Here is a 22,035-nt window from a genome sequence, read left to right on the forward strand (position 1 = left end):
CGCTGACGACCCAGCTCAGACCGGATCGAGCCAAAAAGCTCAGGATCGCGGTCCGACAAGGACTGGGTGAAAAATCCATCTGTTCGATGCGGGGCGTTCACAGTTTTGGTCTCCTGAAAATGGTTAGCCGGTCCAGCCAAGACCAGCGGAAATGGCGTTCATGGATTGCAGCAGGGGCACGGGAACTGACCCTGCCTGCGGTTCATTGCGGGCGTGTTGCAGCAGTTCGACCTGAAGAGCATGAATGCGGGCCAATTCGGCCTGTTTGCGGTCAAACCTCTCGCAAAGGCGGGGAAAGCGATGGCCGATGACCTGACCACCGGTCAGAAACCGGATCGCTTTGCAGGCACGATCGTATTCCGCCTTGATCACCTGCGATACACGTTGGCGGATCTCGATATCAGAGACCAATTCGCCATACTGCGCTGCGATTTCCATATCCGTCTGATAGAGCGATTTTTCCATCTCATCGACGGCAAGGCGGAACAGGCGGGAGTGTCGAAACATGTCGTGCAACACGTCATCACCGCGCGCGCCGCGAAACTTGCGAAAACTGGCCATGGCGGTGCCGAACCCGTACCAGCCGGTGATCAGGTGGCGGTTTTGCGACCACGCAAAGACCCATGGAATGGCCCGCAGGTCATCCAGACTGGCCGCGCCAAACCGGCGGGTCGGGCGGGACCCCATTTTCAGGCGGGCAAGTTCTTGGACGGGGCTCGCCTGCTGGAAATAGTCCAGAAAACCCGGCATCTGCAAAAGCGAGACATAGGCTGTCTGTGACAACTCTGACAAAGCATCCAATGCGTCATCAAATTCAGGCCGTGAAGGCGCCTCGTCAGGGGTCGCCGTATGGCGCATCGTGCTTGACAGCAACAACTCCAGATGCGCGGCAGCCGTGCCCCGGTTGGCATATTTGGCCGAAACCACCTCGCCCTGTTCGGTCACGCGCAGCCGCCCGGCAACTGTTCCGCTGGGTTGCGCGGCAATGGCACGCCCGGTCGGTGCACCACCCCGGCTGACCGAGCCGCCGCGACCATGGAAAAACGTGGCCTTGAAACCTTGCGAGGCCAGCGCCGAGACGATCCGGCGTTGGGCGCGCTCCAACTCCCATGTTGAGCAGAAATAGCCCCCGTCCTTGCCGCTGTCCGAATATCCCAGCATCACCTCGATTACCCGACCGTCGGTTTTGAGGCTGCGACGGGCGAGCGGAACAGCCAAAACGTCCAGCAGGATTGATGGGGCATTTCGCAAATCGGCAATTGTCTCGAACAATGGGACTACCGAAAGATCCAGAGTTTCGGACCCAAACCCGGCATAGCGGGCCAATAGGTAGATGCCGAGAATGTCGTCGGCCGAACGGGTCATGGACAGGATGAAGGGCCCTATTGCCTTGGGGTCCGGTCCCGATCGCACACCATGGACCAGAGCCAGAAGAGCAAGCAGTTCCCGCGCCTGATCGCTTAACGCGTCGCGGTTTTGATAGGGCAGGTTCTGATCGGCCAGTTCGGTTCGCAAGCGGGCAGACCATTCGGCTGTGCCGTAAACCGGCACCTTTCCGCTATGCGACCAGATTTCGGCCAGAACGTCGGTTGTGACGGTCGAATTCTGGCGGATGTCCAGCGTTGTGGTCCGGAACCCGAAAACCGAAGCGGCCCGGCGCAGCGGACGGATGTGCTGCCGCGCCAGAATATCCGCGTTGACCGCACATAAAGCGGTATCAAGCGTGTCGAGATCGCCCACGAATTGCGAGATGTGATCATAGCCGCTGTTTGTCAGCCGATAGCGAATGGCATTGAGTGCTTGCCGGAACGGTTCATTCCGATTGCGTCCGGCGACCGGAGCCCGGTCGACTATCGCTTGTACTTGCGTCCTGACAGGTTCAGGTAAAGGCAATATCAGCGCGCTGATGCTCAACCTGCCCGCAGCACGTTCGAGTGCCTGGCGATAAAGCTCCAGAACTGTTTCGTGTCCGCGTTTCAGCGCCAATGCGGTCATCTCGGTCGTGACATTTGGGTTGCCATCCCGGTCGCCGCCGATCCAGCTGTGAAAGCGGATATCGGGTGTATCGCTCAGCGTACGGCCCAGCACTTGCAGGCAGGCCTGATCGAAGCGGCCCATAACCTGCGGGACGGCGTCAAAGATTGCATCGCGGAAGAACTGCAACCCCCATTCGATCTCGTCGTGCAGGCTTGGGCGCGACAGGCGGAGTTCGCCGGTCAGCCACAAGAGATCAATCTCTCCTTCCAGACCATTCAGCAATTCGGCGTGTTCTGTCGGGGTCCAGCGTTGCGTTTCAAGACTGACGAGGTTGCGGTAGATACGCCGGTGAATTTCCAGAACCGTAACCCGCTTGGCTTCGGTCGGATGCGCGGTCAGAGTGGGACCGGCACACAGGTCAGCGGTCAGCTTTTCAACCTGGCTATAGGTCAGGGACAAGTCCGTCAGGGCTTCGGCAAAACCGCCTTCTACCGCGTCTGCGCCGTTTTGGGTTTCGGTCAGTCGACGGTCCCGAACTTCGGCGTTTTCATCGATGATGCACAACAATTGAAACCAGATCGAAAGGGCCTGCAAATACGGCGTTGCCTCGGGTCCCGTGGGAATGGCTTGCAGCGGTGTGGCCTCGGCCCATGCCGCCACATGTGGCGCCCGTTTCAGCAATATGTTCCGCCACAACGCCCGCAATTCCGAGCGCAACCCTTCGGCATAGCTCGAGGGGTTGGGGGTGGACTGAATATTCGGGGCCAGCGCTTGCATCAGATCACGCGGTCCCGGGGTTCGCGGCCTTCAAAGAAATCATTCAGGTTATCGAGAACCCGAAACCCCATCGCCTCGCGCGCTTCACGGGTGGCGCTGCCCAGATGTGGCAGCATCACGAGGTTGTCGCATTGCAGCAGGTCCGGGCTGATACGGGGTTCACCATCGAACACGTCCAGCGCGGCCCCGCCGATCATCTCGAACATCAGGGCCTGGATCAGCGCCCATTCGTCGATCACCTCACCGCGCGCGGTATTGATCAGAAAGGCGTCGGGCTTCATCAGGCCCAGTCTGCGCGCGTTTATCAGATGGCGGTTTTCAGCCCCGCCGGGGCAATGCAGCGAGACGAATTCGCATTGCGGCAGCAAGTCGTCAATCGAGGCCACCTGCGTTGCATTGCACCTGGCCAGCACATCCGGCGCTATCTGACTGCGGTTGTAGACGAGGATGTCCATGCCAAAGCCATGATGCGCACGGCGGGCCATCTCTTGCCCGATGCGGCCATAGCCGATGATGCCCAGCGTTTTGCCGCTGACCTTGGTTCCAACCAGATGCGTGGGCCGCCATCCGGTCCAGTTGCCGGACCGCAGCTCGCGCTCGCCCTCGCCCGCGCGCCGCGCCACCATCAGCAGCAGGGTCATGGCGATATCGGCGGTGCATTCGGACAGAACATCGGGCGTGTTGGTCACGGTCATGCCCAGCTCACGCGCCGACGGTTCGCAGATGTGGCTGTATCCGACACCGTAATTGGCCAGGATCTTGGTCTGCGCACCAGGGACATCCATTGCCTCCGCGCTCAGTGTGTCCGTAACAGTTGGCAGCACCGCGTCATAAGTTTTCAAGGCTTGCCGGATTTCGGCCGGGGACATGGGTTTGTCCCCGGTGTTCAGAACGGCATTATAGGTCTCGGCCAGCTGCGCCTCGACGGCGGCAGGCCAGCGACGGGTCACAAGAACCGAGGGTTTGACCATCACGCGGCCTCCATCACACGGGCAATTGTTTCACCGATCACCGCGGGGTTTTCGGCAACGGTCACACCGGCGGCGGACAGGATCTCGACCTTTTCGCTGGCGCTTTCGCCAAAGGCCGAGATGATCGCACCCGCGTGGCCCATGGTGCGGCCTTTCGGGGCGGTCAGCCCCGCGACATAGGCAATCACCGGCTTGGTGATGTGGTCGCGGATGTATTCGGCAGCTTCAGCTTCCTGTGGGCCGCCGATCTCGCCGATCATGGCGATGACATGGGTGTCCTCGTCCTCTTCGAACCGCTGCAGGATGTCCTTGAAGGATGACCCGTTGATCGGGTCGCCACCAATCCCGACACTGGTCGAGACACCGATGCCGCGTTCTTTCAGCTGCGCCGCAGCCTCATAGCCCAGCGTGCCCGAGCGGCCGATGATGCCGACATGGCCGGGCAGATAGATGTGACCCGGCATGATGCCCAGCAACGCCTTTCCGGGCGAGATCGTACCGGCACAGTTCGGCCCGGTCAGCACCATGCGTTTCTCTTTCGGATAGCGGTACATGTACCGCTTCACCCGGATCATGTCCTGCGCCGGAATCCCGTCGGTGATGCAGACGCAGTAGCGGATACCGGCATCTGCGGCTTCCATGATTGAATCAGCCGCAAAAGGCGGGGGCACAAAAACAAGGCTGGCATCCGCGCCGGTCGCCTCGACAGCCTGTTTGACGGTGTCAAAGACCGGAACACCTTCGACGGTTTCCCCGCCTTTGCCGGGTACGACACCGCCCACGACATTGGTGCCATAGTTTAACATGTCCTTGGTATGGAACCGGGCCATGCGGCCGGTGATGCCCTGCACGATGACGCGCGAGTCACGGTCGAGAAGAATGCTCATTTCACAGCCCTCATCTTGGTGCCTTGAGTAAGGTCGTTTTTCCATGCGCCAACAGCGCGTTCTGCCGCCTCCATCAGCGTTGTGGCGCGAATGATCGGCAGGCCGGACTTGGCCAGAATCTTCTGACCCTCTTCGACGTTTGTTCCAGCCAGCCGCACGACGACGGGCAGATCGAGGTCAAGTTCCCGCAGCGCCTGAACGACGCCTTCGGCCACCCAGTCGCAGCGGTTGATACCGGCGAAGATGTTGACCAGAATGGCCTGAACATTGTCGTCCGACAGGACCAGACGAAACGCCTTGGCCACACGTTCGGGTGAGGCCCCGCCGCCGATGTCGAGGAAGTCTGCAGGCTCGCCACCGGCCAGCTTGATCGTGTCCATCGTGGCCATCGCCAGACCGGCACCGTTGACGATGCAGCCGATATTTCCGTCCAACCCGACATAAGACAGGCCGCGGTCGGCCGCGCGGCTTTCGCGCGGGTCTTCCTGGCTTTTGTCACGCAGTTCAGAGATTTGCGGATGGCGGAACAGGGCGTTGTCGTCAAAGCTCATCTTGGCGTCAAGCGCCAGAACCCGGTCGTCACCCGTGATGACCAACGGGTTGATCTCGACCATTGTCGCGTCAAGCTCGCTAAAAGCGGCATAGCAGCCCTGTAGCGTACGAACCATTTGCTGGATCAGCCTGGGTTCAAGCCCGAGATTGAATGCGATCTCGCGCGCCTGAAATTCCTGAAGCCCAACCGCCGGTTCCACGATGGAGCGGACGATGCTTTCCGGGCGGTCAGCCGAGATATCCTCGATCTCCATCCCGCCCTCGGACGAGGCCACGATCATCACCCTTTGGCTGGACCGGTCGAGGACAAAACCCAGATAGATCTCGCGGTCAATCGGCACGGCGGCTTCGACATAGACGCGATAGATGCCTTTGCCTTCGGGGCCGGTCTGGTGCGTGACCAGCTTGCGGCCAAACAGGTCATCGCAGGCCTGATAGATTTCGTTTTCGGTGTTGCACAGCTTGACCCCTCCGGCCTTGCCGCGACCGCCTGCATGGACCTGCGCCTTGACGATCCATTTGTCACCGCCCAGCTCACGGGCCCGATAGGCCGCTTGTTCCGGACTGTAGGCCAGTGCGCCGGATGGTATGGCGACACCGAAATTCGAAAGAATTTCCTTTGCCTGGTATTCGTGAATATCCATCTGATCCGCTCCTGTTTATGCAGCGATTGAGGTGCCGTAACGGCTTTCCAGCAGGTCTTCGATTGCGTCTTGGTCGACCGTTCCGCCCAGCTCTCGGATGGCTTCGGCGAACAGGCGCACGATCCGGCTGACGGCGTCGCGGTTCAATTGGTTGAGGATGCCGATGCGCACCTGCACGGGTGCGCTGAGCGTCGGCCAGATGCCAAACCCTCGCGCGCGGCAGTTCTGGACCAGCTCCATCTCGCGGCCAGCCAGTTCCGGGGGCAGGTTCAGCACGATCAGGCTGGGCATGTCGGAGTTGACCTCGCAGCCCATTTCGGTGACGGCGTCCCGCAGAACCTTCTCGTGCGTCTTGTACGATGCGGACCGCTTGGCCAGACCTTCCTGAAGGGTCAGGCGCAGGGATTCATGGAAGGCCGCAACGGCGTAGCCCGAATGGGTGCGGTGATAGGTGCCCTTTTCAACATCCTGCCCATCGACAATGCCCCAATGGCGGGCCTCAAAGATGGGATTGTGCACATAGGTATAGGCACCGGTGGTTTTCAGTGAGGTGATATAGCCGTCGGTAAAGCTGACAGGGGCATAGGTCAGCGGCAGGCAGCACAGACCTTTCTGCGGGCAGGACGCCCATCCGGCGATACCCGGAAAATCGTCTATCGAGAAGTCATCGACGCCCAGAGACGACACCGCATCGATCAGACCCATCGCGCCATGACGTTCGCACGCGTCGGAAAATCCGCGCAGGTCATTAATGCGGCCCGATCCGGTTTCCCAATGCGCCATGAAAGCCCATTTCGGTTTGTGCTGCGCCAGCGTCGCCTCGACCAGATCACCGGTGACCGGCTGGCCGTGCGGAACCTCGATCACGGTGACGCTGGCGGCCTGAGGTGCCATCGGGTTGGCTGCATGTTCTTCGGGCGTCGCCGCCTTGATCCGCAGGGTCAGCGCGTCGATCCCCGAGAATGTGCCGTTGGCAAAAGCAACGACCTTATCGCCAGGCATGACAGCCGAAAACATGGTGTCCAGGGCGCTCCAACCGGTGCCGGCAACAGCAAAGGTATAGGCGTTTTGGGTGCCCCAGATTTTCCGCAGCATGTGCTTGCATTCGATCATCCCCCTAAGGACGTCCCCCTGCATGTGATCGGCAACGCCTGCATCGGCAAAGGCCTTGAGGACGCGCGCATCTGTGTTGCCCGGCCCCGGCCCCGCAGCGAGGGTCTGAGGGATTTCGAGCGGAGGGAAAATCTGAAAAGTCATGGTCTGGCATCCTCGGCTGTTGGCCGGGCATTGCGGCCCGTTGTGTCAAGTTACCGAGCAGGAAACGCGAGCTTGCCTTATGACGCAACGTAACTTACTACTGCTTTTGGATGGCCAATAGGATGGGGCAGTACCTACCCGTTTTGGTAAAAATACGAAGGTATACAAAGAAATGCCCTATCCTTATGGGTAGGTTTTTCCGGAATCGGGGCAAAATCATATGGTTGAGACACCGAACAAACCCATCGACATCATGCTGGCGGACGGCAACCCGCTGGTTCTGTCGGCCATGTCCGAAATATTCGAGCGGGACCCCCGATTCTCGCTGATGGCCACGTCAGCAACGGCCGAAGGGTTTCTGGGAACGGTGATGCGGGTTCCCGTTCAGGTTGGTGTCGTCGACTGGACACTTCCGGTTTTGGGGGCCGCCAAACTGATTGAGGTTCTGCGCGATCAGCCCAACGCCCCGCGCTTTGTCGTTTATGGCGACACTCGCGGCGATGTCCCGCGATTGGCGATGCAGGCGGGTGCGGCTGGATTTGCCGCCCGCACGGGCGAGGTTGAGGGTCTGCTGGAAACCTGCGCCAAAGTGGCAGCGGGTAAGATGGTATTCCCGTTCATCGATATCCGGAAGATGCAACAGGACCCAATCCAGAGCCTGTCGCGTAAGGAACGCGCAATTCTGGAGGCGCTGGCGCAGGGAATGTCGAACCGGGATCTGTCGAAGGAACTTCAGATTTCGACAAACACGGTCAAGTTTCACCTGTCCAACATCTACGAAAAGCTGAGTGTCAAAAACCGCACGCAGGCCATTGCGTATTTCTATTCGTCTCAGCAGTCACGAAACTAGACCAAAGGCGATTTGGATGCCGGTGTTTCCGGGCAGGTTATTCGTCCAGCTCTGACCAATTCTGGATACCGTCAGCAGCAAGAGACGCAGTGCTTGTCCTGGGCGCTTTGCCGCGTGTGGCGGTAGGCACAACCCTGCGTTGCTTCCGCGAATCCCCCAAACATGTTACCTTGGGTCACCTTTAATGATTTGACTTCTTTTTCTGACATCTCGTTTTTTTCAGCTCTTTCTCGAGAGGTGACGTTCATGTCCGACTCCAGCAGTGAGCCCCCGCGCATAACGCTGTCCATACCAAATCTTCGGCCAAACCCATCGATATCAGCGGAAATTTCCGGCACTGTCGCGGCTGGTGCGCACAGCGTTGAGGATCAGAAGCGGGTTGAGGCGGAAAAGCTCAAGGCATTGCGCCGCGGCGTCGGAATTGAGCTGTCCACGGAAGTGATCAACGATCTGGTCGACCGGCGTGTTCAGTCGACAGGCGCGGTTTTTCGCCAGCTTGCAACCATTCGCGAAGATCTGGCCGGAGGCTTTCTGGGGGCGGTCGTTCCCACCCTTGCCCCGAAACTGCGGGGGGAACTGATCAACCCGGACGGGACCCCTGCCGAACGCGTGATCGTCGAGGTCCTGCGCCCCACCTTTACCGCCAATGAAGGGATCGACAACGCGGATTTCTCGTGGGCAGTCAAAGCCGCCGTCACGGACGCGCGCGGTCTCTTCTCGGTTGGTCTGCCCAATCTCCGCCTGCCGCAAAACGGCCTGCGGTTGCGGATCAGGGGTCAAAACACCACCCTGACAGAAGCCGTGCCGCGCGTTGACGCGCTGGACGGCGAAATGGGCCTTGTGGTGCTGGATCGCACGCTCCTGCCTTTGCAGCGTTCGATCGTCGGTGAGCTGGCCGATATCTTGCCTGTGGACCCCGAGGATGCTGAAGAAAACATATCCGATTTCACCGGTTCGCAGGCCCCTATCGTGCTGGGCGAGGGCGATTGCGCGTCGGAGTACCGAACCGAAGGCGGCACGGTTTCACGGCGGCGCTATTCGGTTCTGTACCGGCTGATTGATCCGCTCGTCGGGCCCAAGAATATCGTTCGAACGCGCCCCATAGGCGGTGGCCGCTTTGTGACGACCATCCCGGGCACAACCTTTGCTCAGGCCAGTCTGTCTGCCGAAACGCTGCTGGCCGCGTTCAACAATGACGGGGGTGATTGGGATTTTCGGGACCGGATTCCGATTGATGAACCCATTGATATTGAAGACTTCTTTGAAGATCTTGAAGAACGGCCGCAGGATGTGCCCAAAGCGTCGAGCCTTGCGCTTGGCTATATTGCCAAGATGCGGTCGACGGCTGTCCATGCTGGCATGTCTTTGGGTCGGCTGGTCTATTCCCTGCCGCTTGCCCCGGGAGAAGAGCAGCGGATAGTCGTGTCGGAACAGCGCGAAACACTGAGCGTACGAGAACGAGAGAGCCTGACATTTGAAGAGCAACAGGAATTCGAAGAAGCCCGCGACACGTCCTTTGACAGTACGTTTGAAAGCGCGCTGGATGAGGTGATTCAGGGCACGTCCTCGTTTTCGACCCGCGCATTTTCAAAAAGCTTCGGGGGCGCAGGTGGCGTTGGTGGCGGCCTGTTCGGAGGCATCGGGGCCATCGTTGGCGGCGTGGGCTTCAGCGGCGCACGGTCCAGTTCGAATTCTTCCGGCAATTCGTCCAACACACAGAACACATCACGCGATTTTCTGTCCGACACGCATGAGACATTCTCTGCCGCGCTTGAACGGGCGGCTTCCGTCAAGCGTAACTCGGCACGGACCAGTGTGCGCACTGCAACTGCGACGGATCGGCGGACGGCCACAACGAAATTCGTGGCCAACCGCAATCATTGCCACGCAATGACCATGCAATGGTTCGAAGTTCTGCGCGACTTTTCCCTGGAAACGCGTATCGAGGGGGTGCAGTTGGTGGTCTTTGTACCCATGCAACTCATCCGCTTCCGCCGTCTGGGGCAAGGCGATCAGTTGCCGGGCAATGTCACCCGGTCCGGATTGCTGAGCCGGTACAAGGTCATCCTGCGCCATGCCGAAGTGTTCCGGCGCGTATTCCGAAGTCGCCGCAGATTCCGCGGCGCACTGAAGCTGCTGGAAGAGTTTTATGCGGATAAAGACGCAACACCGCAGAACGCGCCCGGCGTCGCACAGGACATCGTCAGTTTCGAGGCGCAGGGCACGTTCATGCCCAATGATGACATTTCTGTCGTGATCTTCACGCAGGATGGCGACCGGGTCGGACCTATTCCGCTGACCGGATCGCCGATAGACATCGACAACCTGCATGACCTGCCAGCGGAAACACGCGAGAACCTGCTTGTCCGGCTGGCTGATGCGCGGCGTGATCCGACCAAGCGCCGGACCTATACCGGGTCTGTGGCTTTGCCCCGTTCGGTCGAGCGGTCGGATATCGCGCGTGTCGAGCTGCGCAGGCGGACGGGTTCGTTTGCCTACTCGTTCTACACCGGTCCTGATCCCATCAACATTTTCAACATCTGGGAACATCTGGCCAATCTGGAAGATGCCGACGATCTGGATCGGGCCACCCGCAATATCAACCGCAGCCTTCGCACCACGATCTCGGGCTCGGACTTTGACGATCTGGTAGGACCGCCCATGGTCAGCGAGTTTGAGGCGCGTATGAATGAAAACACCCAGACCGTAGTTGATGACAACACGTTCCAGGCGCTGCCTGTCACCCTGCCCTATTCCGTGCAGGAGGTGCCGGACGTTCTGTCACGCCGGGATCTGCGCCGTATCGAAGAGATGTACCAGCATGTTGTGGCCAACACCGTTCGCTATTCCCGCGTGATTTGGGCCAGCATGACGGACGAAGAACGTGCAATCCTGCTGGAGCGTTTCACCATAGGGGTACCGGAAGGCGGGCTCGACGATGCCTCAAGCGAGATATCGCTGCTCAGCACCGTCCAGAACAAGGTGCTAGGGTTCTATGGCAATGCCATGATCATGCCCTTCTCGATCCCGCCCGATCTGGCCGACCGGATGGAGATGCGGACCGATGATATTCAGGACAGTCTGCTGGCCTTCCATCGCGAGGATTTCCGGCCACCGCGCCGCACGATTTCACTGCCGACCAGGGGCCTGTTGGGCGAGGCCGTTCTGGGCCGCTGCAATTCCTGCGAGATGATCGACCATCGCCGCTTCTGGAACTGGCAGGACAGCCCGACACCGCCACCGGTTGGCGACGCGCCGGTCCTGCCTGCTGACAGTGACGCCATCTTTGGTACACGTGCGCCGTCAGACCTGCCGAACAACCAGCCTTCGAACACGCTGACCATTGCAGGGGGCGACATTGGCACCGGCCAGGCTGTGCCCACATCGCAACTGGCCGAAATCCTCAAGGCTGCGCCCGATCTTGCGCGGGCGGGAACCGATCTGACAGGCCTGAAGGAATTGCAAGCGCAGTTGGCGCTTGAAACGCAATCGGTTGCCGCCGGTCGGGACAAGGCCATCGACACGGCGACGGATCTGACCAAGGAGCTGGTTGGAAAGGCCACGGAACTTGCGGGTAAAGGTCAGGAAATCGCTGCCGCCCGCAAAGAGGAAGAGGCCAAGAAGGCCGCCGCTGACAAGAAAGCATTCGACGCCAGCAATGCCGCCAAGATCAAGGGGTTTGAGGATATCGCCAAGAACGCATCGGGTGTTTCCGCGCTGATCGGCGGGCAATCGGATGGCAACCGGGCCGGTTTCGTTCAAAACCTGTTCAAGGATTTCCCCGGCGGGGCTGCAGCTTTGGCCAACCCATCCAACACGCTGCTTCTGGCCAAGTTTTTCGGGGCCTTCACCAAGGCAAATGCGGATGCTGATGACGGCAGCGCGACCAAGGCCGGCAGCCAGTCGGTGCTGGATTTCCTCAATGGCTTGAACGCCCCTGCGGAGGACGACAATGAGTGACACGAGCACAAATGTGACGGACAAACCGGGAATTGATGAAAGCCTTGCCGAGGCGATCATCAACATTCTTGAAACGACCAACTCTCCGGCGATCCAGCGTGCCCGTGAGGTGATTGCCCATAGGCTTGCCATTGCGGGCGACATCGCACCATCGCGCATCCCTGCGCCGCGCAACATCACCGAGATCGGCGGCTATATCAATCTGCTGAGCGAGTATGGTGAGGCCGAACAGCGCGCACGCATGATCGCGGCCGCTTTGGGTATCGCGGGACCGCAGATTTCGCTGCCGCAGCCCGGAGCCGTTCCGCCGATGTCTTTCATCACCCGCGACGGTGCAAGGCCCGTAGGTCCGCAGCAGGCCAGTTTCCCGCTGAGCTTCACGATCCGCAGTGATTTCGTTCCGGCCTTCGACAATGCGTTGAAGGAAATCTCGATACGTGGCAGCGCGGTGCCGATCCTGACTCCTGTCAGGGTCCTTCCGGCCGCCGGATCGGGGCCTGTGACCGACGGTATTGCACAGCTGGCTTTGATCGGTCGAACCCTCAGCCTGGCACCGACCGCGGCGCTGCATGCCGTGGCCACCGACCCCCTGTCGCTCAGCCGTCCGACTGCGGGCGGCGGGTTCGAGGTTCTGGCACGGGTCATCGACGCCGCCGCCCCGATTGCCGGGACCATCGCGGCGGCAGACTGGACAAGCTGGGAATGCGATGCTGCTGCCTGTTCCGAGGTTGACAGCAACGATGCGCGCTTTGCCCTTACACCGATCCTGAATGCGGCCGGTTGGCACCAGACGGCTGATCCCGGCAATCCCACCAGCCTGTCCGATCCCGGCAGCTGGGCCGCGTGGCAGAACATCACCGGGCTTGTACCCGGCGTCACGCGGTTCGCGGATGAGCTGCAATTGCTGTACCCCGCGGAGATGCTCATCACCTCGCCGGTTTTCAATCAACTGGACAATGTCTGGACGGGAAGCGCCTTCGCCGCGCCGTAGCAGCCCCCTGTGGCCCCAGTAAAGTGATTTGGCGGCACTTGGTTTTTGGGGTTACGCTTGAACAGGAGGGGCGCTATGCAAAACCCGGAACGTTTCGAAAAATTCTACTTTGCCAAAGTTGGCATGGGCGAAGCCTGCGGTTGCGCCGAGCGCATCATCGACGTTTTCGAGTTCAACCGAAAAGGTGGCGCGCAATCAAAACACCCGGTGAAACAGGACCGGCGCAAACGTCTGTCGTTTCGGGCATGGGCGGTCAGATATGGGCTTATGAGCCGAAAGCGGCACAGCTGAACCCGGATTGGTCCTGTCAGACAGCAACCAGTTTTCCGTCTCGCAAATCGAGCGCATCCGGTGCCAGTTCGGCACGGAAGGCCGGGGAATGGCTGACAAGAAGGATCGCTTGCGGCAATTCCCGGAGGATTTCCAGCAGCCGGGCCTCGTTCCGTGGGTCCAGCGCGTTGGTGGGTTCATCAAGCAGCAGAACCTCGGGCTCCATCGCCAGAACGGTTGCCAGCGTAACCAGCCGTTTTTCACCCCCTGACAATTTGTGGGTGATGCGGTTCTTCAGATGCATCAGGTCCAGATCACTCAATACGTTTTCAACGATGGCAAGCGCTTCGTCGCGCGTTCTGCCCAGGTTGAGCGGGCCAAAGGCGATATCCTCGGCGACGGTCGGGCAGAACAACTGATCATCCGCATCCTGAAACACAAGCCCCACCCGGCGGCGTACGTCGTGAAAATCGGCCTCTTGCACCCTTTGCTGACCAAAGATCGTGACCGTGCCGGACCGTGGGCGCTGCAAGCCAAGCGTGATGCGCAGCAAGGTCGATTTTCCCGCCCCGTTCGGACCCGTCAGCGACAGGCGTTGACCGGCGGACAGGCTGAGGCTGGCACCGTCCAGAACGGGTGGCTGACCAGGGTAGGCAAAGCAGATATCTTCAAGCGCAATCAGTGTCATGCCAAATCCAGTATGATCAGACCCGCGCAAAGGGCACCAAGACCTGCGGCAAAAACGATGTCCCTTCGGGTCAGGGCAAAGTCCTGAAGCAGCAGCATACGGCCTGAAAACCCCCGGCATTTCATCGCATCAAGTATGCGTTCGGATCTTTCGATCGCGCGCACCAGCATCATGCCCACGAGATAGCCAAAGCTGCGATAGGTGTGCCAGTTTGTTGCCGGGCGAAAACCGCGTACCTTCATGGCCGCGCGCAGGCGCAGGTACTCTTCCCGCAGAACCTCGATATAGCGGATGGTGAACATCAGAAGGTGAACCAGCTTTTCGGGGCAACGCAGGCGGTGCAGGGCGTGGCCAAGCGTGACCGGCTCCATCGTGCCGACCAGCACCATAAGGGACAGGATGACCGCGTTGGCCGTCAGAGCAATCTCGACCGCTTTCCAGAAACCCTGCCAGCTTGCGGGAAACCCCCAGAGCGTGAACATCGGGTCGCCGGGCATGGAGAATGGCAACAGCACCAGCATGAAAAGGATGAACCCATCCATCATGGCCATGCGTTTCAACGTTTTCCGCCAGGGCAGACGCGAGGCGGCAAGAAGCGAAAGGGACACCGCCAAAGCCGCGCACAGCGCCGTCAGCGAGGACACCGCCACAGTCACCACCGCGAAGACAACCGTCATCACGATCCGCATCCTTGGATCAAGCGGGTTGATCGCGCCGCGCCGCTGCGCGCCCGCTTTGATCAGCGTGCTTTCCTGTTGCCCCAGAACGTGCGCCATCAGGCCGCCAGCTTGCGGCGTGCCGCAAAGTAAAAGCCCAGACCAAACAGACCGACGATATATCCGATCCCACCCAGAACAGTTTGCAGGTCATTTTGTTCGCGGTAAGCCGCTATTTCCCGACGCAGCGGGCGCAGCTCATCCCGCACGGCCCTGGCAATGACCTGTTGTTGTTCATCGCTGAGCACCGCCGCTGTCTGGGCAGGTGCGTTTGTCGGCGCGGTGTCGGGTTCCGCTTCAACGCCCATGATCCGGGCGACATCCGCAGCGGGCATGGTAACCTCGGCCACATGCCCGGCACCAAGGTTTGCAAAGAAAGTATGGGCCACCGGCGCGTTTGGCGTGTAGATAAAGAACCCGTCTGCATCTGTTACGATACGGCCCAGCTCGGCTCCGTCCGGGCCGTTGACGATGACCTCGGCCCCGCTTGCCATGTCACCGTTGGAAAAGCCGATTTCGCCTTCGATGGCGTCACCGGATTCAAACACTCCGGCGATGACCTTATGCGCCAAGGCAGGTACGGGTGCGCAGCACAGCGCCAGAATGATCGCTAGGTACCTCACGCGACCGCTCCTTTGACAAACAGCTCGGGCTTGACCTTGCGCGCCAGCAAAACCGCGAACCCGGTCAGGATCGCCTCGATCGCCATGACAGGAATATGTGCAAAGAAAACAAGCTTGGCCGCTGGCAGGAATGCATCCCCGGACAGGGCCAGTGAAAACGCAACCATGCCGGTTGTGGCGGCGATGGCAAAGGCACCGCCGACCCCGCCCCATATCGCACCTTGCAGAGGTGAGCCATGGGCGATCAGGCGGCCAAAGATCAGCCCGGCCAAAACCGCGGGCAACGCGATGTTCAGGGTGTTGATCCCCAATACCGTCAACCCGCCAAAGCCAAAGAAGACGGCCTGCAGCAAAAGCCCGACGAACAAGGCCGGGAATGCGGCCCAGCCCAGCAAAAGCCCGGCCATTCCGTTGAGGATCAGATGCACTGACGAAGGGCCAATCGGCACATGGATCAGCGATGCCACGAAAAAGCTGGCAGACAGCACCCCCGCAGTGGGGATGCGATCAATATCCAGCGACCTGAGGCCCATGGCAATCCCACCCGCCGCAGCGACGGCTCCGCCGATCACGACAGGGTTGGACAAGGCTCCGTCAACGATGTGCATCTACGGTTACTCCAAATCCCAGGCGCGGATCCAGATGACCGCGTCCTGGCTGAGTTCTTTGCCGTTGTGTTCGGTCACGGGACCGGCGCCGAGCGCCGCAAAACCCCAATATCCGGCTTTTGGAACGCCGAACGTGAAATACCCGTTATCATCCGAAGTTGCGACCAATGCACCACCCGGCATCGGCGAGACCGTCGGAGCCGAGGCGGCAGCGCTTTCCATGTCCGGTTCTGCGGCCATGTACTCGATCTCGATCTCGGCACCCGCAACCGGATGACCTTCGGCCATAACCCGACCTGTAAACGTCGAACCCGCGATGATGTTGGTTGGTTTGGTGAGCGGGATGATCTCAACCGGCAGGCCCACCGGGTTCATCCAGTCGGTCGGCAGTTCGTTGCGGTTCAGGAATGCCTTGGCGATCTGCTGGATATAGATATCCTCGGATTCCTCATAATAGGGCTGGGGAACAGTCACCAACACATAGTCGCCCGACCGTTTGACGGGAACATAACCCTTGAATGCCGCGCCTTCGTTTTCGCCGCCGGTGAAACGTACGGGTTCCAGGGTATCCAGCAGATCGGTTTTCTGACCGTTGTGGATCACGTAGAATTCCTGCGGCTTGTCCAGATCCATGACATGCCCGTTCGAGAACGGATGCCAAAAGATCAGCTTGACCGGAACATTCCCCGGTGCGTCGATCATGGTGTCAGCGGTGTATTCCAGCAGGAAATGCGCATTTGCGATCGCTGGAAGCGCTATCGCCACAGCGGCTGCGGAAAGCAGCTTGGTCATCAATAGTCGTCCTTGTCCCATCGCACCAACCCCGGTACGAGATGCGTTTTGACTGCGGGGACGTCCAAGCTAAGCTGCTTTTTCAAGCATCCTGCTCCGACGCTCATCCCGTCGCCGATTAGGAGTGCCCTTGTCAAAGGCACATGTCCGGCAGGTATCCTGACTTGCGGGTCAAAGCGTTGGGCTGGCCTTCCCGGGTTAACACCAGTGGCACTTCAGCCCTGCTCGCCGCTTACAGTTGCGGGTGCAGTTGCGGAATGGGGCCAAAGCCCGCACCGCATTCCCTATTGATTCCAGAGCACGCCCCGGAACCGGACATGCCGAGCGGCTTGCCAGACTTCTTCGGCATCCGTCAACGATCAATTGCGCTGGCTGTCAAAAAGTTTAGCGGGCAATGCCCTTTTTCCGGCGGATCCGCTTTGGATAAAGGTCGGGGTTTTTCGGGAATGAACCTACCCTTCGAGCAGGTATCTTTCCGACAATGGCAAACTGGCCGCCCCCAATGAGCGGGCATCCGGGCCTGCCGTCCCCACCTGCACCAAGGGCCGTTCAAGCCCGGTCAGGTTCATGTCAGATAGTTTGACCTCAACCAATTCCACCAGCCGCGCCTTGATGCCTGCGGGCATCCAGCCATCAATCTTGACAGATTCGAAGTCGATCAGGCTGCAAGACGAGACGATGGCATGTGCGATCCCGTGCGCCGCCTGTTTCAACCAGTTCTCAAGGTGGGTTTCCGGTATGTCCCAATGCTGTGTCGTTTCCCAGATTGAGCCGGCTGTTTCGGCATTCCCACCAACTGCGCGCTCCAGCACATAAAGACTGGCGACATCTATCAATGGTTTCACTCCGCCTGCGTCGTCCGGCACAGGCAATGGACCAAGCGCACCGGCATTTCCCCGCCCTGAAAAGATGGAGCCGTTCAGAACCACCCCGCCCCCGATGAAGAAGCCCACATAAAAATACAGGAAATCTCGTGGGCCTTCCGCCGGGCCAAAGACCAGCTCGGCACCGCAGGCGGCCGTTGCGTCGTTCTGTAGGAATACCGGCAAGTCATAGCTTGAGGCCAGTGCGCCTTTCAGGTCCGCGTCACGCCACGGATCCATTTTCTCCTGCGGAACCTGCAATGTCTGCGCCCAGTCCCAAAGGTAGAACGGCATCGCAATCCCAAGACCCGCGATCCGGCTGCGCGCCTCGGGCGACAGTGACGCCATCACTTTGTCGAGGCTTTCTTTGGAAAAGCTCAATGTCGCCTCGGGCGTCGGAAAATCATAAGTCCGCCGCTCACGGTGCCTGACATTGCCAAGGAAATCCGTCAGCACCAATTCGGTACTGCGCCGCCCGACTTTGAGCCCGAAGAAATAAGCGCCTTCCGGGTTCAGGCGCATGGGAACCGAGGGCTGTCCGACTTTTCCCCGGACCGGTTCGCCGCGCAGAAGCAGCCCATCGGTTTCCAACTGGCGCATGATGACCGAGACCGTCTGCGCCGACAGCCCGGTCATCCGCGCGATTTCAGATTTTGCGAGGGCCTGATGGCGCCGGACCAGTGACAGGACAAGCCGTTCATTTCGGGCCCGCATTCCACTTTGGTTGGTGCCGCGCATATCTGGCTCGCGTACGCCAGTGGTATTGTCCAAAGAGTTCATTGCAGACACGGCCATCCCCTTCATGACGACAATGTTGAAACCCTTCCTTTCTGTCAATAATAAATAAGAGTGATTTATTTATTGACTCGAAATTCGAATCTTGTGATGGTTTTCACGTTCGATCGGGCCGGTTTTCGCCCGGTCAAACGTATGCCCTGACGGGCATTGGGAAAACTGGGAGGACTACCGATGAAACTTGCGAAACTTGCAGGCGCCACGGCGCTGGCGGTTTCGGCCATGGCAAGCAGTGCAATGGCCGAAGGTGAAACCGTTTGCCTGATCACCAAGACGGATACCAACCCTTTCTTTGTTAAAATGAGAGAGGGTGCGACCGCTAAAGCCGAAGAGCTTGGCATGACGCTGAAGGCCTTTGCCGGCAAAGTCGACGGCGACCACGAAACTCAGGTTCAGGCCATCGAAACCTGCATTCTAGATGGCGCAAAGGGTATCCTGCTGACCGCGTCGGATACGTCGTCCATCGTTCCGGCGGTGCAGCAGGCCCGCGATGCCGGGCTGCTGGTGATTGCGCTGGACACCCCGCTTGAGCCTATCGACTCGGCCGACGCGACCTTTGCCACCGACAATTTCCTTGCGGGGCTTCTGATTGGACAATGGGCAAAAGCCACTCTGGGAGATGCGGCAAACGACGCCAAAATCGCCACGTTGGACCTTGCGGTCAGCCAGCCCACTGTGGATGTGCTTCGCAATCAGGGGTTCCTGCAGGGGTTCGGTGTTGATCTGGCCGATCCGAACGTGATCGGCGACGAAGATGACCCGCGTCTTGTTGGCAGCGATGTCACCGCTGGCAACGAAGAAGGCGGCCGCCGCGCAATGGAGAACCTGCTGGCCAAAGATCCGATGATCAATGTGGTGCATACCATCAACGAACCGGCGGCAGCGGGCGCTTACGAGGCGCTCAAGGCTATCGGACGCGAAAATGACGTGTTGATCGTTTCCGTCGATGGCGGCTGCCCCGGCGTGCAGAACGTGGCGGACGGGGTCATCGGCGCAACATCCCAGCAATACCCGCTGCTGATGGCATCGCTGGGCGTTGAGGCTGTCAAGAAATGGGCTGACGAAGGGACGAAACCCGAGAACACACCCGGTAAGGACTTTTTTGACACTGGCGTGGCGCTTGTGACGGATAAGGCCGCCGACGGCGTCGAGTCCATCTCGGTTCAGGAAGGCATGGACCTCTGCTGGGGTTAAGCTGAACGTGTGGAAGGCCGCTACGCGGCCTTCCACTTGTCAAAACCACCCACACGCCTGAAACCTTGCTAAAGTCGTCATAAACCTGACGCTTTGGGGGAAGTTCCATGTCCGATTCTTCACGACAAGCTGACGATTTCGAAACCGCCGCAAAAGGCAGCCCAGAGCAAGTTGCCGAATTTGACGATCACCAACGCGGATTTGTCGGAACGGTTCAGCATTTTCTGCATGTGAACCCGTCGCTGGTCCCGCTGATTGTCCTTGTCGCTGCCATCGTCATCTTTGGTGTCTTGCTGGGCCCCAAGTTCTTTTCGCCCTTTGCGCTGACATTGATCCTGCAACAGGTTCAGATCGTCGGGATCGTGGCCGCGGCGCAGAGCCTTGTGATCCTGACCGCAGGCATCGACCTGAGTGTTGGGGCCATCATGGTGATGTCGTCGGTTGTGATGGGGCAATTCACTTTCCGCTATGGAATGCCACCTTCGGTTGCGATTGTGTGCGGCCTTGCTGTTGGCTCGGCAATCGGAGCCTTGAACGGGTTTCTGGTCAGTCGCATCAAGCTGCCGCCTTTCATCGTCACCCTTGGCATGTGGCAGATCGTTCTTGCGGCGAATTTCCTCTATTCACAAAACGAAACGATCCGGTCGCAGGAGATCGAGGAACACGCCGCCATCCTGCAACTGTTTGGTGCCAAGTTTAACGTTGGCGGGGCGGTGTTTACCGTCGGCGTGGTCTTCATGCTGGCGCTGATCCTCGTCCTTGCATATGCGTTGCGGCACACGGCCTGGGGCAGGCATGTCTATGCCGTCGGGGATGACCCCGAAGCGGCAGAACTGTCTGGTGTCAACGTGCACCGCACGCTGATATCCGTGTACATGCTGTCCGGGCTGATCTGCGCCTTTGCGGGCTGGGCCCTGATTGGCCGGATCGGGTCGGTTTCGCCAACCTCGGGCCAGCTGGCCAATATCGAAAGCATTACCGCGGTCGTGATCGGGGGGATATCTCTGTTTGGCGGTCGCGGGTCTATTCTGGGGTCCCTGTTCGGTGCCCTGATCGTGGGCGTCTTTACGCTTGGGCTTCGGTTGCTGGGCGCAGATGCACAATGGACGTTCCTGCTGATCGGCATCCTTATCATCGCAGCGGTCGCGGTCGACCAGTGGATCAGAAAGGTAGCAGCCTGATGGAACCCATTCTCAAAGGACGAAACCTTGTGAAACGCTATGGCAAGGTGACCGCGCTGGATCACTGCGATTTTGACCTGATGCCGGGTGAGATTCTGGCAGTGATCGGCGACAATGGCGCGGGTAAGTCGACTCTGATCAAGGCAGTGTCCGGCGCAGTGACGCCAGACGAAGGCGATGTTTGGCTGGAAGGTCAAAAGGTGAATTTCCATTCACCGATCGACGCGCGTGAAGCCGGTATTGAAACCGTCTACCAGACGCTTGCCATGTCCCCTGCCCTGTCGATTGCGGACAATATGTTTATGGGGCGGGAAATTCGGCGAAAGGGGCCGCTCGGGTCGTGGCTTCGAATGCTAGACCGTCCGGCGATGGAAAAGTTCGCCCGCGAAAAGCTGAGCGAACTGGGTCTGATGACCATCCAGAATATCAATCAGGCCGTCGAAACCCTGTCGGGTGGACAGCGCCAGGGCGTTGCCGTGGCACGCGCGGCGGCATTCGGGTCCAAGGTCATCATTCTGGACGAACCGACAGCAGCACTGGGCGTAAAGGAAAGCCGCAGAGTCCTTGAACTGATCCAGGATGTGAAATCACGCGGCATTCCGATCATCCTGATCAGCCACAACATGCCTCATGTTTTCGAAGTCGCAGACCGGATTCACGTGCACAGGCTGGGAAGACGCCTGTGTGTGATTGACCCCAAGGACTATTCGATGTCCGACGCCGTAGCATTCATGACCGGGGCCAAGGACGCACCGCCCGAGGATCAGGCTGCATGACCGGTGGCGGCACCGCCCCTGACGTTCTGGCCGACAGCATCGTCGATGCCGTTGCGGCGCTGCCGCCGGCCCGACACCGGCAACTTGTCGCGATTGCTGGCCCGCCCGGATCCGGGAAAAGCACCGTTGCCAGCCTTGCCACAGCCAAGCTGAACCGGCGCGGCGTGTCAGCAGGGCTTGTGCCAATGGACGGTTTTCACTTTGACAACGCGATCCTGAAAGAACGTGGGCTTTTCCCCCGCAAGGGCGCGCCGGAAACCTTCGATCTTGCCGGGTTTCGTGCCTTGCTTGTGCGTTTGCGCACCGAAGATGAAGTTGCAATTCCGGGCTTCGACCGAAAGCTTGATCTGGCAATCGCTGCCCGATCAATGATCTCGCCTGATCAGCGGGTCGTTCTGGTTGAAGGCAATTACCTTTTGCTGGATGAACCGGGCTGGTCGGGCCTTCACGCCCTATGGGCGCTCAAGGTGTTTCTGGGCGTCGATCTTGCAACACTGGAAACCCGGCTCACCGACCGTTGGGTTGGGTTTGGGCTGGACAAACAGGCCGCAAGAGAGCGGGCGCTTTCAAACGACATTCCGAATGCCGAGCGGGTGATCCGGAACTCGGCACAAGGTGACCTGAACCTGTGACATCTTAGGGCGGGTCAGTCAGAGCGCCCGT

General features: G+C 59.6%; 20 protein-coding genes and 1 riboswitch. Of the genes, 8 read left to right on the forward strand and 12 right to left on the reverse strand.

Features of this window, described 5'->3' with window-relative positions; genetic code table 11:
• Window positions 1-123 precede the first annotated feature (123 nt).
• From AC2FLO_RS01095 to AC2FLO_RS01115, 5 genes are read right to left on the reverse strand one after another with little or no spacing between them, the layout of a single operon-like run.
• Window positions 124-2,754 carry a phosphoenolpyruvate carboxylase gene (locus tag AC2FLO_RS01095; RefSeq protein WP_496754836.1) on the reverse strand — a complete coding sequence of 877 codons (2,631 nt, stop codon included), beginning with the start codon at window positions 2,752-2,754 and terminating at the stop codon, window positions 124-126.
• Window positions 2,754-3,725, reverse strand: coding sequence for a 2-hydroxyacid dehydrogenase (locus AC2FLO_RS01100; protein ID WP_496754838.1), 972 nt, complete (start codon window positions 3,723-3,725; stop codon window positions 2,754-2,756). The genes AC2FLO_RS01095 and AC2FLO_RS01100 overlap by 1 nt, the downstream gene beginning before the upstream one ends.
• On the reverse strand, window positions 3,725-4,612 hold the full coding sequence (gene sucD, locus AC2FLO_RS01105) for a succinate--CoA ligase subunit alpha (protein WP_209508187.1): 888 nt from the start codon (window positions 4,610-4,612) through the stop codon (window positions 3,725-3,727). The genes AC2FLO_RS01100 and sucD overlap by 1 nt, the downstream gene beginning before the upstream one ends.
• Window positions 4,609-5,808, reverse strand: a complete 1,200-nt coding sequence (locus tag AC2FLO_RS01110; RefSeq protein ID WP_496754840.1) for a malate--CoA ligase subunit beta — start codon at window positions 5,806-5,808, stop codon at window positions 4,609-4,611. Before AC2FLO_RS01110 ends, sucD begins: the two co-directional genes overlap by 4 nt.
• Window positions 5,809-5,823: 15 nt before the next feature.
• Window positions 5,824-7,065, reverse strand: coding sequence for a pyridoxal-phosphate-dependent aminotransferase family protein (locus AC2FLO_RS01115; protein WP_496754841.1), 1,242 nt, complete (start codon window positions 7,063-7,065; stop codon window positions 5,824-5,826).
• Window positions 7,066-7,285: 220 nt separating this feature from the next.
• Here AC2FLO_RS01115 and AC2FLO_RS01120 point away from each other — a divergent pair, with 220 nt between their 5' ends.
• Window positions 7,286-7,915 carry a response regulator transcription factor gene (locus tag AC2FLO_RS01120; protein WP_496754843.1) on the forward strand — a complete coding sequence of 210 codons (630 nt, stop codon included), beginning with the start codon at window positions 7,286-7,288 and terminating at the stop codon, window positions 7,913-7,915.
• Window positions 7,916-7,986: 71 nt separating this feature from the next.
• Here AC2FLO_RS01120 and AC2FLO_RS01125 read toward each other — a convergent pair whose 3' ends face one another.
• Window positions 7,987-8,163 carry a hypothetical protein gene (locus AC2FLO_RS01125; protein WP_496754845.1) on the reverse strand — a complete coding sequence of 59 codons (177 nt, stop codon included), beginning with the start codon at window positions 8,161-8,163 and terminating at the stop codon, window positions 7,987-7,989.
• Between AC2FLO_RS01125 and AC2FLO_RS01130 the strand changes: the two genes are divergently transcribed.
• From AC2FLO_RS01130 to AC2FLO_RS01140, 3 genes are all read left to right on the forward strand, one after another.
• Window positions 8,162-11,875 (forward strand): hypothetical protein, encoded by a 3,714-nt coding sequence (locus AC2FLO_RS01130; protein WP_496754847.1) that lies wholly within the window; start codon window positions 8,162-8,164, stop codon window positions 11,873-11,875. The two genes, AC2FLO_RS01125 and AC2FLO_RS01130, sit on opposite strands and share 2 nt — an antisense overlap.
• A complete protein-coding gene (locus tag AC2FLO_RS01135) occupies window positions 11,868-12,866 on the forward strand; it encodes a hypothetical protein (RefSeq protein WP_496754848.1) in 999 nt (332 codons plus the stop codon). Before AC2FLO_RS01130 ends, AC2FLO_RS01135 begins: the two co-directional genes overlap by 8 nt.
• A 75-nt stretch (window positions 12,867-12,941) precedes the next feature.
• Window positions 12,942-13,157: a hypothetical protein gene (locus tag AC2FLO_RS01140; protein ID WP_496754850.1), complete on the forward strand. Its 216-nt coding sequence runs from the start codon at window positions 12,942-12,944 to the stop codon at window positions 13,155-13,157.
• Window positions 13,158-13,173: 16 nt separating this feature from the next.
• Here AC2FLO_RS01140 and AC2FLO_RS01145 read toward each other — a convergent pair whose 3' ends face one another.
• From AC2FLO_RS01145 to AC2FLO_RS01170, 6 genes are all read right to left on the reverse strand, one after another.
• On the reverse strand, window positions 13,174-13,824 hold the full coding sequence (locus AC2FLO_RS01145) for an energy-coupling factor ABC transporter ATP-binding protein (RefSeq protein ID WP_480484875.1): 651 nt from the start codon (window positions 13,822-13,824) through the stop codon (window positions 13,174-13,176).
• Complete coding sequence (gene cbiQ, locus AC2FLO_RS01150; RefSeq protein ID WP_496754852.1) at window positions 13,821-14,600, reverse strand: cobalt ECF transporter T component CbiQ; 780 nt, start codon at window positions 14,598-14,600, stop codon at window positions 13,821-13,823. Before cbiQ ends, AC2FLO_RS01145 begins: the two co-directional genes overlap by 4 nt.
• Complete coding sequence (locus tag AC2FLO_RS01155) at window positions 14,600-15,163, reverse strand: NikL family nickel/cobalt ECF transporter subunit (RefSeq protein WP_480920932.1); 564 nt, start codon at window positions 15,161-15,163, stop codon at window positions 14,600-14,602. The genes cbiQ and AC2FLO_RS01155 overlap by 1 nt, the downstream gene beginning before the upstream one ends.
• Complete coding sequence (gene cbiM, locus AC2FLO_RS01160; RefSeq protein ID WP_496754853.1) at window positions 15,160-15,771, reverse strand: cobalt transporter CbiM; 612 nt, start codon at window positions 15,769-15,771, stop codon at window positions 15,160-15,162. The genes AC2FLO_RS01155 and cbiM overlap by 4 nt, the downstream gene beginning before the upstream one ends.
• A 6-nt stretch (window positions 15,772-15,777) precedes the next feature.
• On the reverse strand, window positions 15,778-16,563 hold the full coding sequence (locus AC2FLO_RS01165; RefSeq protein WP_496754854.1) for a DUF4198 domain-containing protein: 786 nt from the start codon (window positions 16,561-16,563) through the stop codon (window positions 15,778-15,780).
• 132 nt (window positions 16,564-16,695) lie between these two features.
• A riboswitch (cobalamin riboswitch) is annotated at window positions 16,696-16,894 on the reverse strand.
• Between the two features lie 121 nt (window positions 16,895-17,015).
• Window positions 17,016-18,206: an ROK family transcriptional regulator gene (locus AC2FLO_RS01170; protein WP_496754876.1), complete on the reverse strand. Its 1,191-nt coding sequence runs from the start codon at window positions 18,204-18,206 to the stop codon at window positions 17,016-17,018.
• 237 nt (window positions 18,207-18,443) lie between these two features.
• On the opposite strand from AC2FLO_RS01170, the gene AC2FLO_RS01175 reads away from it, so the two are divergent.
• The 4 genes from AC2FLO_RS01175 (at window position 18,444) to AC2FLO_RS01190 (ending at window position 22,004) form a co-directional block, all read left to right on the forward strand.
• Complete coding sequence (locus AC2FLO_RS01175) at window positions 18,444-19,415, forward strand: sugar ABC transporter substrate-binding protein (RefSeq protein ID WP_480589057.1); 972 nt, start codon at window positions 18,444-18,446, stop codon at window positions 19,413-19,415.
• Between the two features lie 107 nt (window positions 19,416-19,522).
• Window positions 19,523-20,596, forward strand: coding sequence for an ABC transporter permease (locus AC2FLO_RS01180; RefSeq protein ID WP_209508213.1), 1,074 nt, complete (start codon window positions 19,523-19,525; stop codon window positions 20,594-20,596).
• Window positions 20,596-21,372: an ATP-binding cassette domain-containing protein gene (locus AC2FLO_RS01185; protein ID WP_496754856.1), complete on the forward strand. Its 777-nt coding sequence runs from the start codon at window positions 20,596-20,598 to the stop codon at window positions 21,370-21,372. Before AC2FLO_RS01180 ends, AC2FLO_RS01185 begins: the two co-directional genes overlap by 1 nt.
• The gene (locus AC2FLO_RS01190) at window positions 21,369-22,004 is read left to right on the forward strand and encodes a nucleoside/nucleotide kinase family protein (RefSeq protein ID WP_496754858.1); all 636 of its coding nucleotides are present in this window, start codon (window positions 21,369-21,371) and stop codon (window positions 22,002-22,004) included. The genes AC2FLO_RS01185 and AC2FLO_RS01190 overlap by 4 nt, the downstream gene beginning before the upstream one ends.
• Window positions 22,005-22,035: the final 31 nt, after the last annotated feature.

The sequence above is a fragment of the Ruegeria sp. TASC047 genome, assembly GCF_059612445.1.

Coding starts and splice junctions, on each gene's coding strand:
- AC2FLO_RS01110 (WP_496754840.1), bottom strand. CDS start 5,808: ATGGATATTCACGAATACCAGGCAAAGGAAATTCTTTCGAATTTCGGT.
- AC2FLO_RS01190 (WP_496754858.1), top strand. CDS start 21,369: ATGACCGGTGGCGGCACCGCCCCTGACGTTCTGGCCGACAGCATCGTC.
- AC2FLO_RS01135 (WP_496754848.1), top strand. CDS start 11,868: ATGAGTGACACGAGCACAAATGTGACGGACAAACCGGGAATTGATGAA.
- AC2FLO_RS01125 (WP_496754845.1), bottom strand. CDS start 8,163: ATGAACGTCACCTCTCGAGAAAGAGCTGAAAAAAACGAGATGTCAGAA.
- AC2FLO_RS01130 (WP_496754847.1), top strand. CDS start 8,162: ATGTCCGACTCCAGCAGTGAGCCCCCGCGCATAACGCTGTCCATACCA.
- AC2FLO_RS01185 (WP_496754856.1), top strand. CDS start 20,596: ATGGAACCCATTCTCAAAGGACGAAACCTTGTGAAACGCTATGGCAAG.
- AC2FLO_RS01140 (WP_496754850.1), top strand. CDS start 12,942: ATGCAAAACCCGGAACGTTTCGAAAAATTCTACTTTGCCAAAGTTGGC.
- cbiM (WP_496754853.1), bottom strand. CDS start 15,771: ATGCACATCGTTGACGGAGCCTTGTCCAACCCTGTCGTGATCGGCGGA.
- AC2FLO_RS01165 (WP_496754854.1), bottom strand. CDS start 16,563: ATGACCAAGCTGCTTTCCGCAGCCGCTGTGGCGATAGCGCTTCCAGCG.
- AC2FLO_RS01095 (WP_496754836.1), bottom strand. CDS start 2,754: ATGCAAGCGCTGGCCCCGAATATTCAGTCCACCCCCAACCCCTCGAGC.
- sucD (WP_209508187.1), bottom strand. CDS start 4,612: ATGAGCATTCTTCTCGACCGTGACTCGCGCGTCATCGTGCAGGGCATC.
- AC2FLO_RS01100 (WP_496754838.1), bottom strand. CDS start 3,725: ATGGTCAAACCCTCGGTTCTTGTGACCCGTCGCTGGCCTGCCGCCGTC.
- AC2FLO_RS01120 (WP_496754843.1), top strand. CDS start 7,286: ATGGTTGAGACACCGAACAAACCCATCGACATCATGCTGGCGGACGGC.
- AC2FLO_RS01145 (WP_480484875.1), bottom strand. CDS start 13,824: ATGACACTGATTGCGCTTGAAGATATCTGCTTTGCCTACCCTGGTCAG.
- AC2FLO_RS01170 (WP_496754876.1), bottom strand. CDS start 18,206: ATGAACTCTTTGGACAATACCACTGGCGTACGCGAGCCAGATATGCGC.
- AC2FLO_RS01180 (WP_209508213.1), top strand. CDS start 19,523: ATGTCCGATTCTTCACGACAAGCTGACGATTTCGAAACCGCCGCAAAA.
- AC2FLO_RS01115 (WP_496754841.1), bottom strand. CDS start 7,065: ATGACTTTTCAGATTTTCCCTCCGCTCGAAATCCCTCAGACCCTCGCT.
- cbiQ (WP_496754852.1), bottom strand. CDS start 14,600: ATGGCGCACGTTCTGGGGCAACAGGAAAGCACGCTGATCAAAGCGGGC.
- AC2FLO_RS01175 (WP_480589057.1), top strand. CDS start 18,444: ATGGCAAGCAGTGCAATGGCCGAAGGTGAAACCGTTTGCCTGATCACC.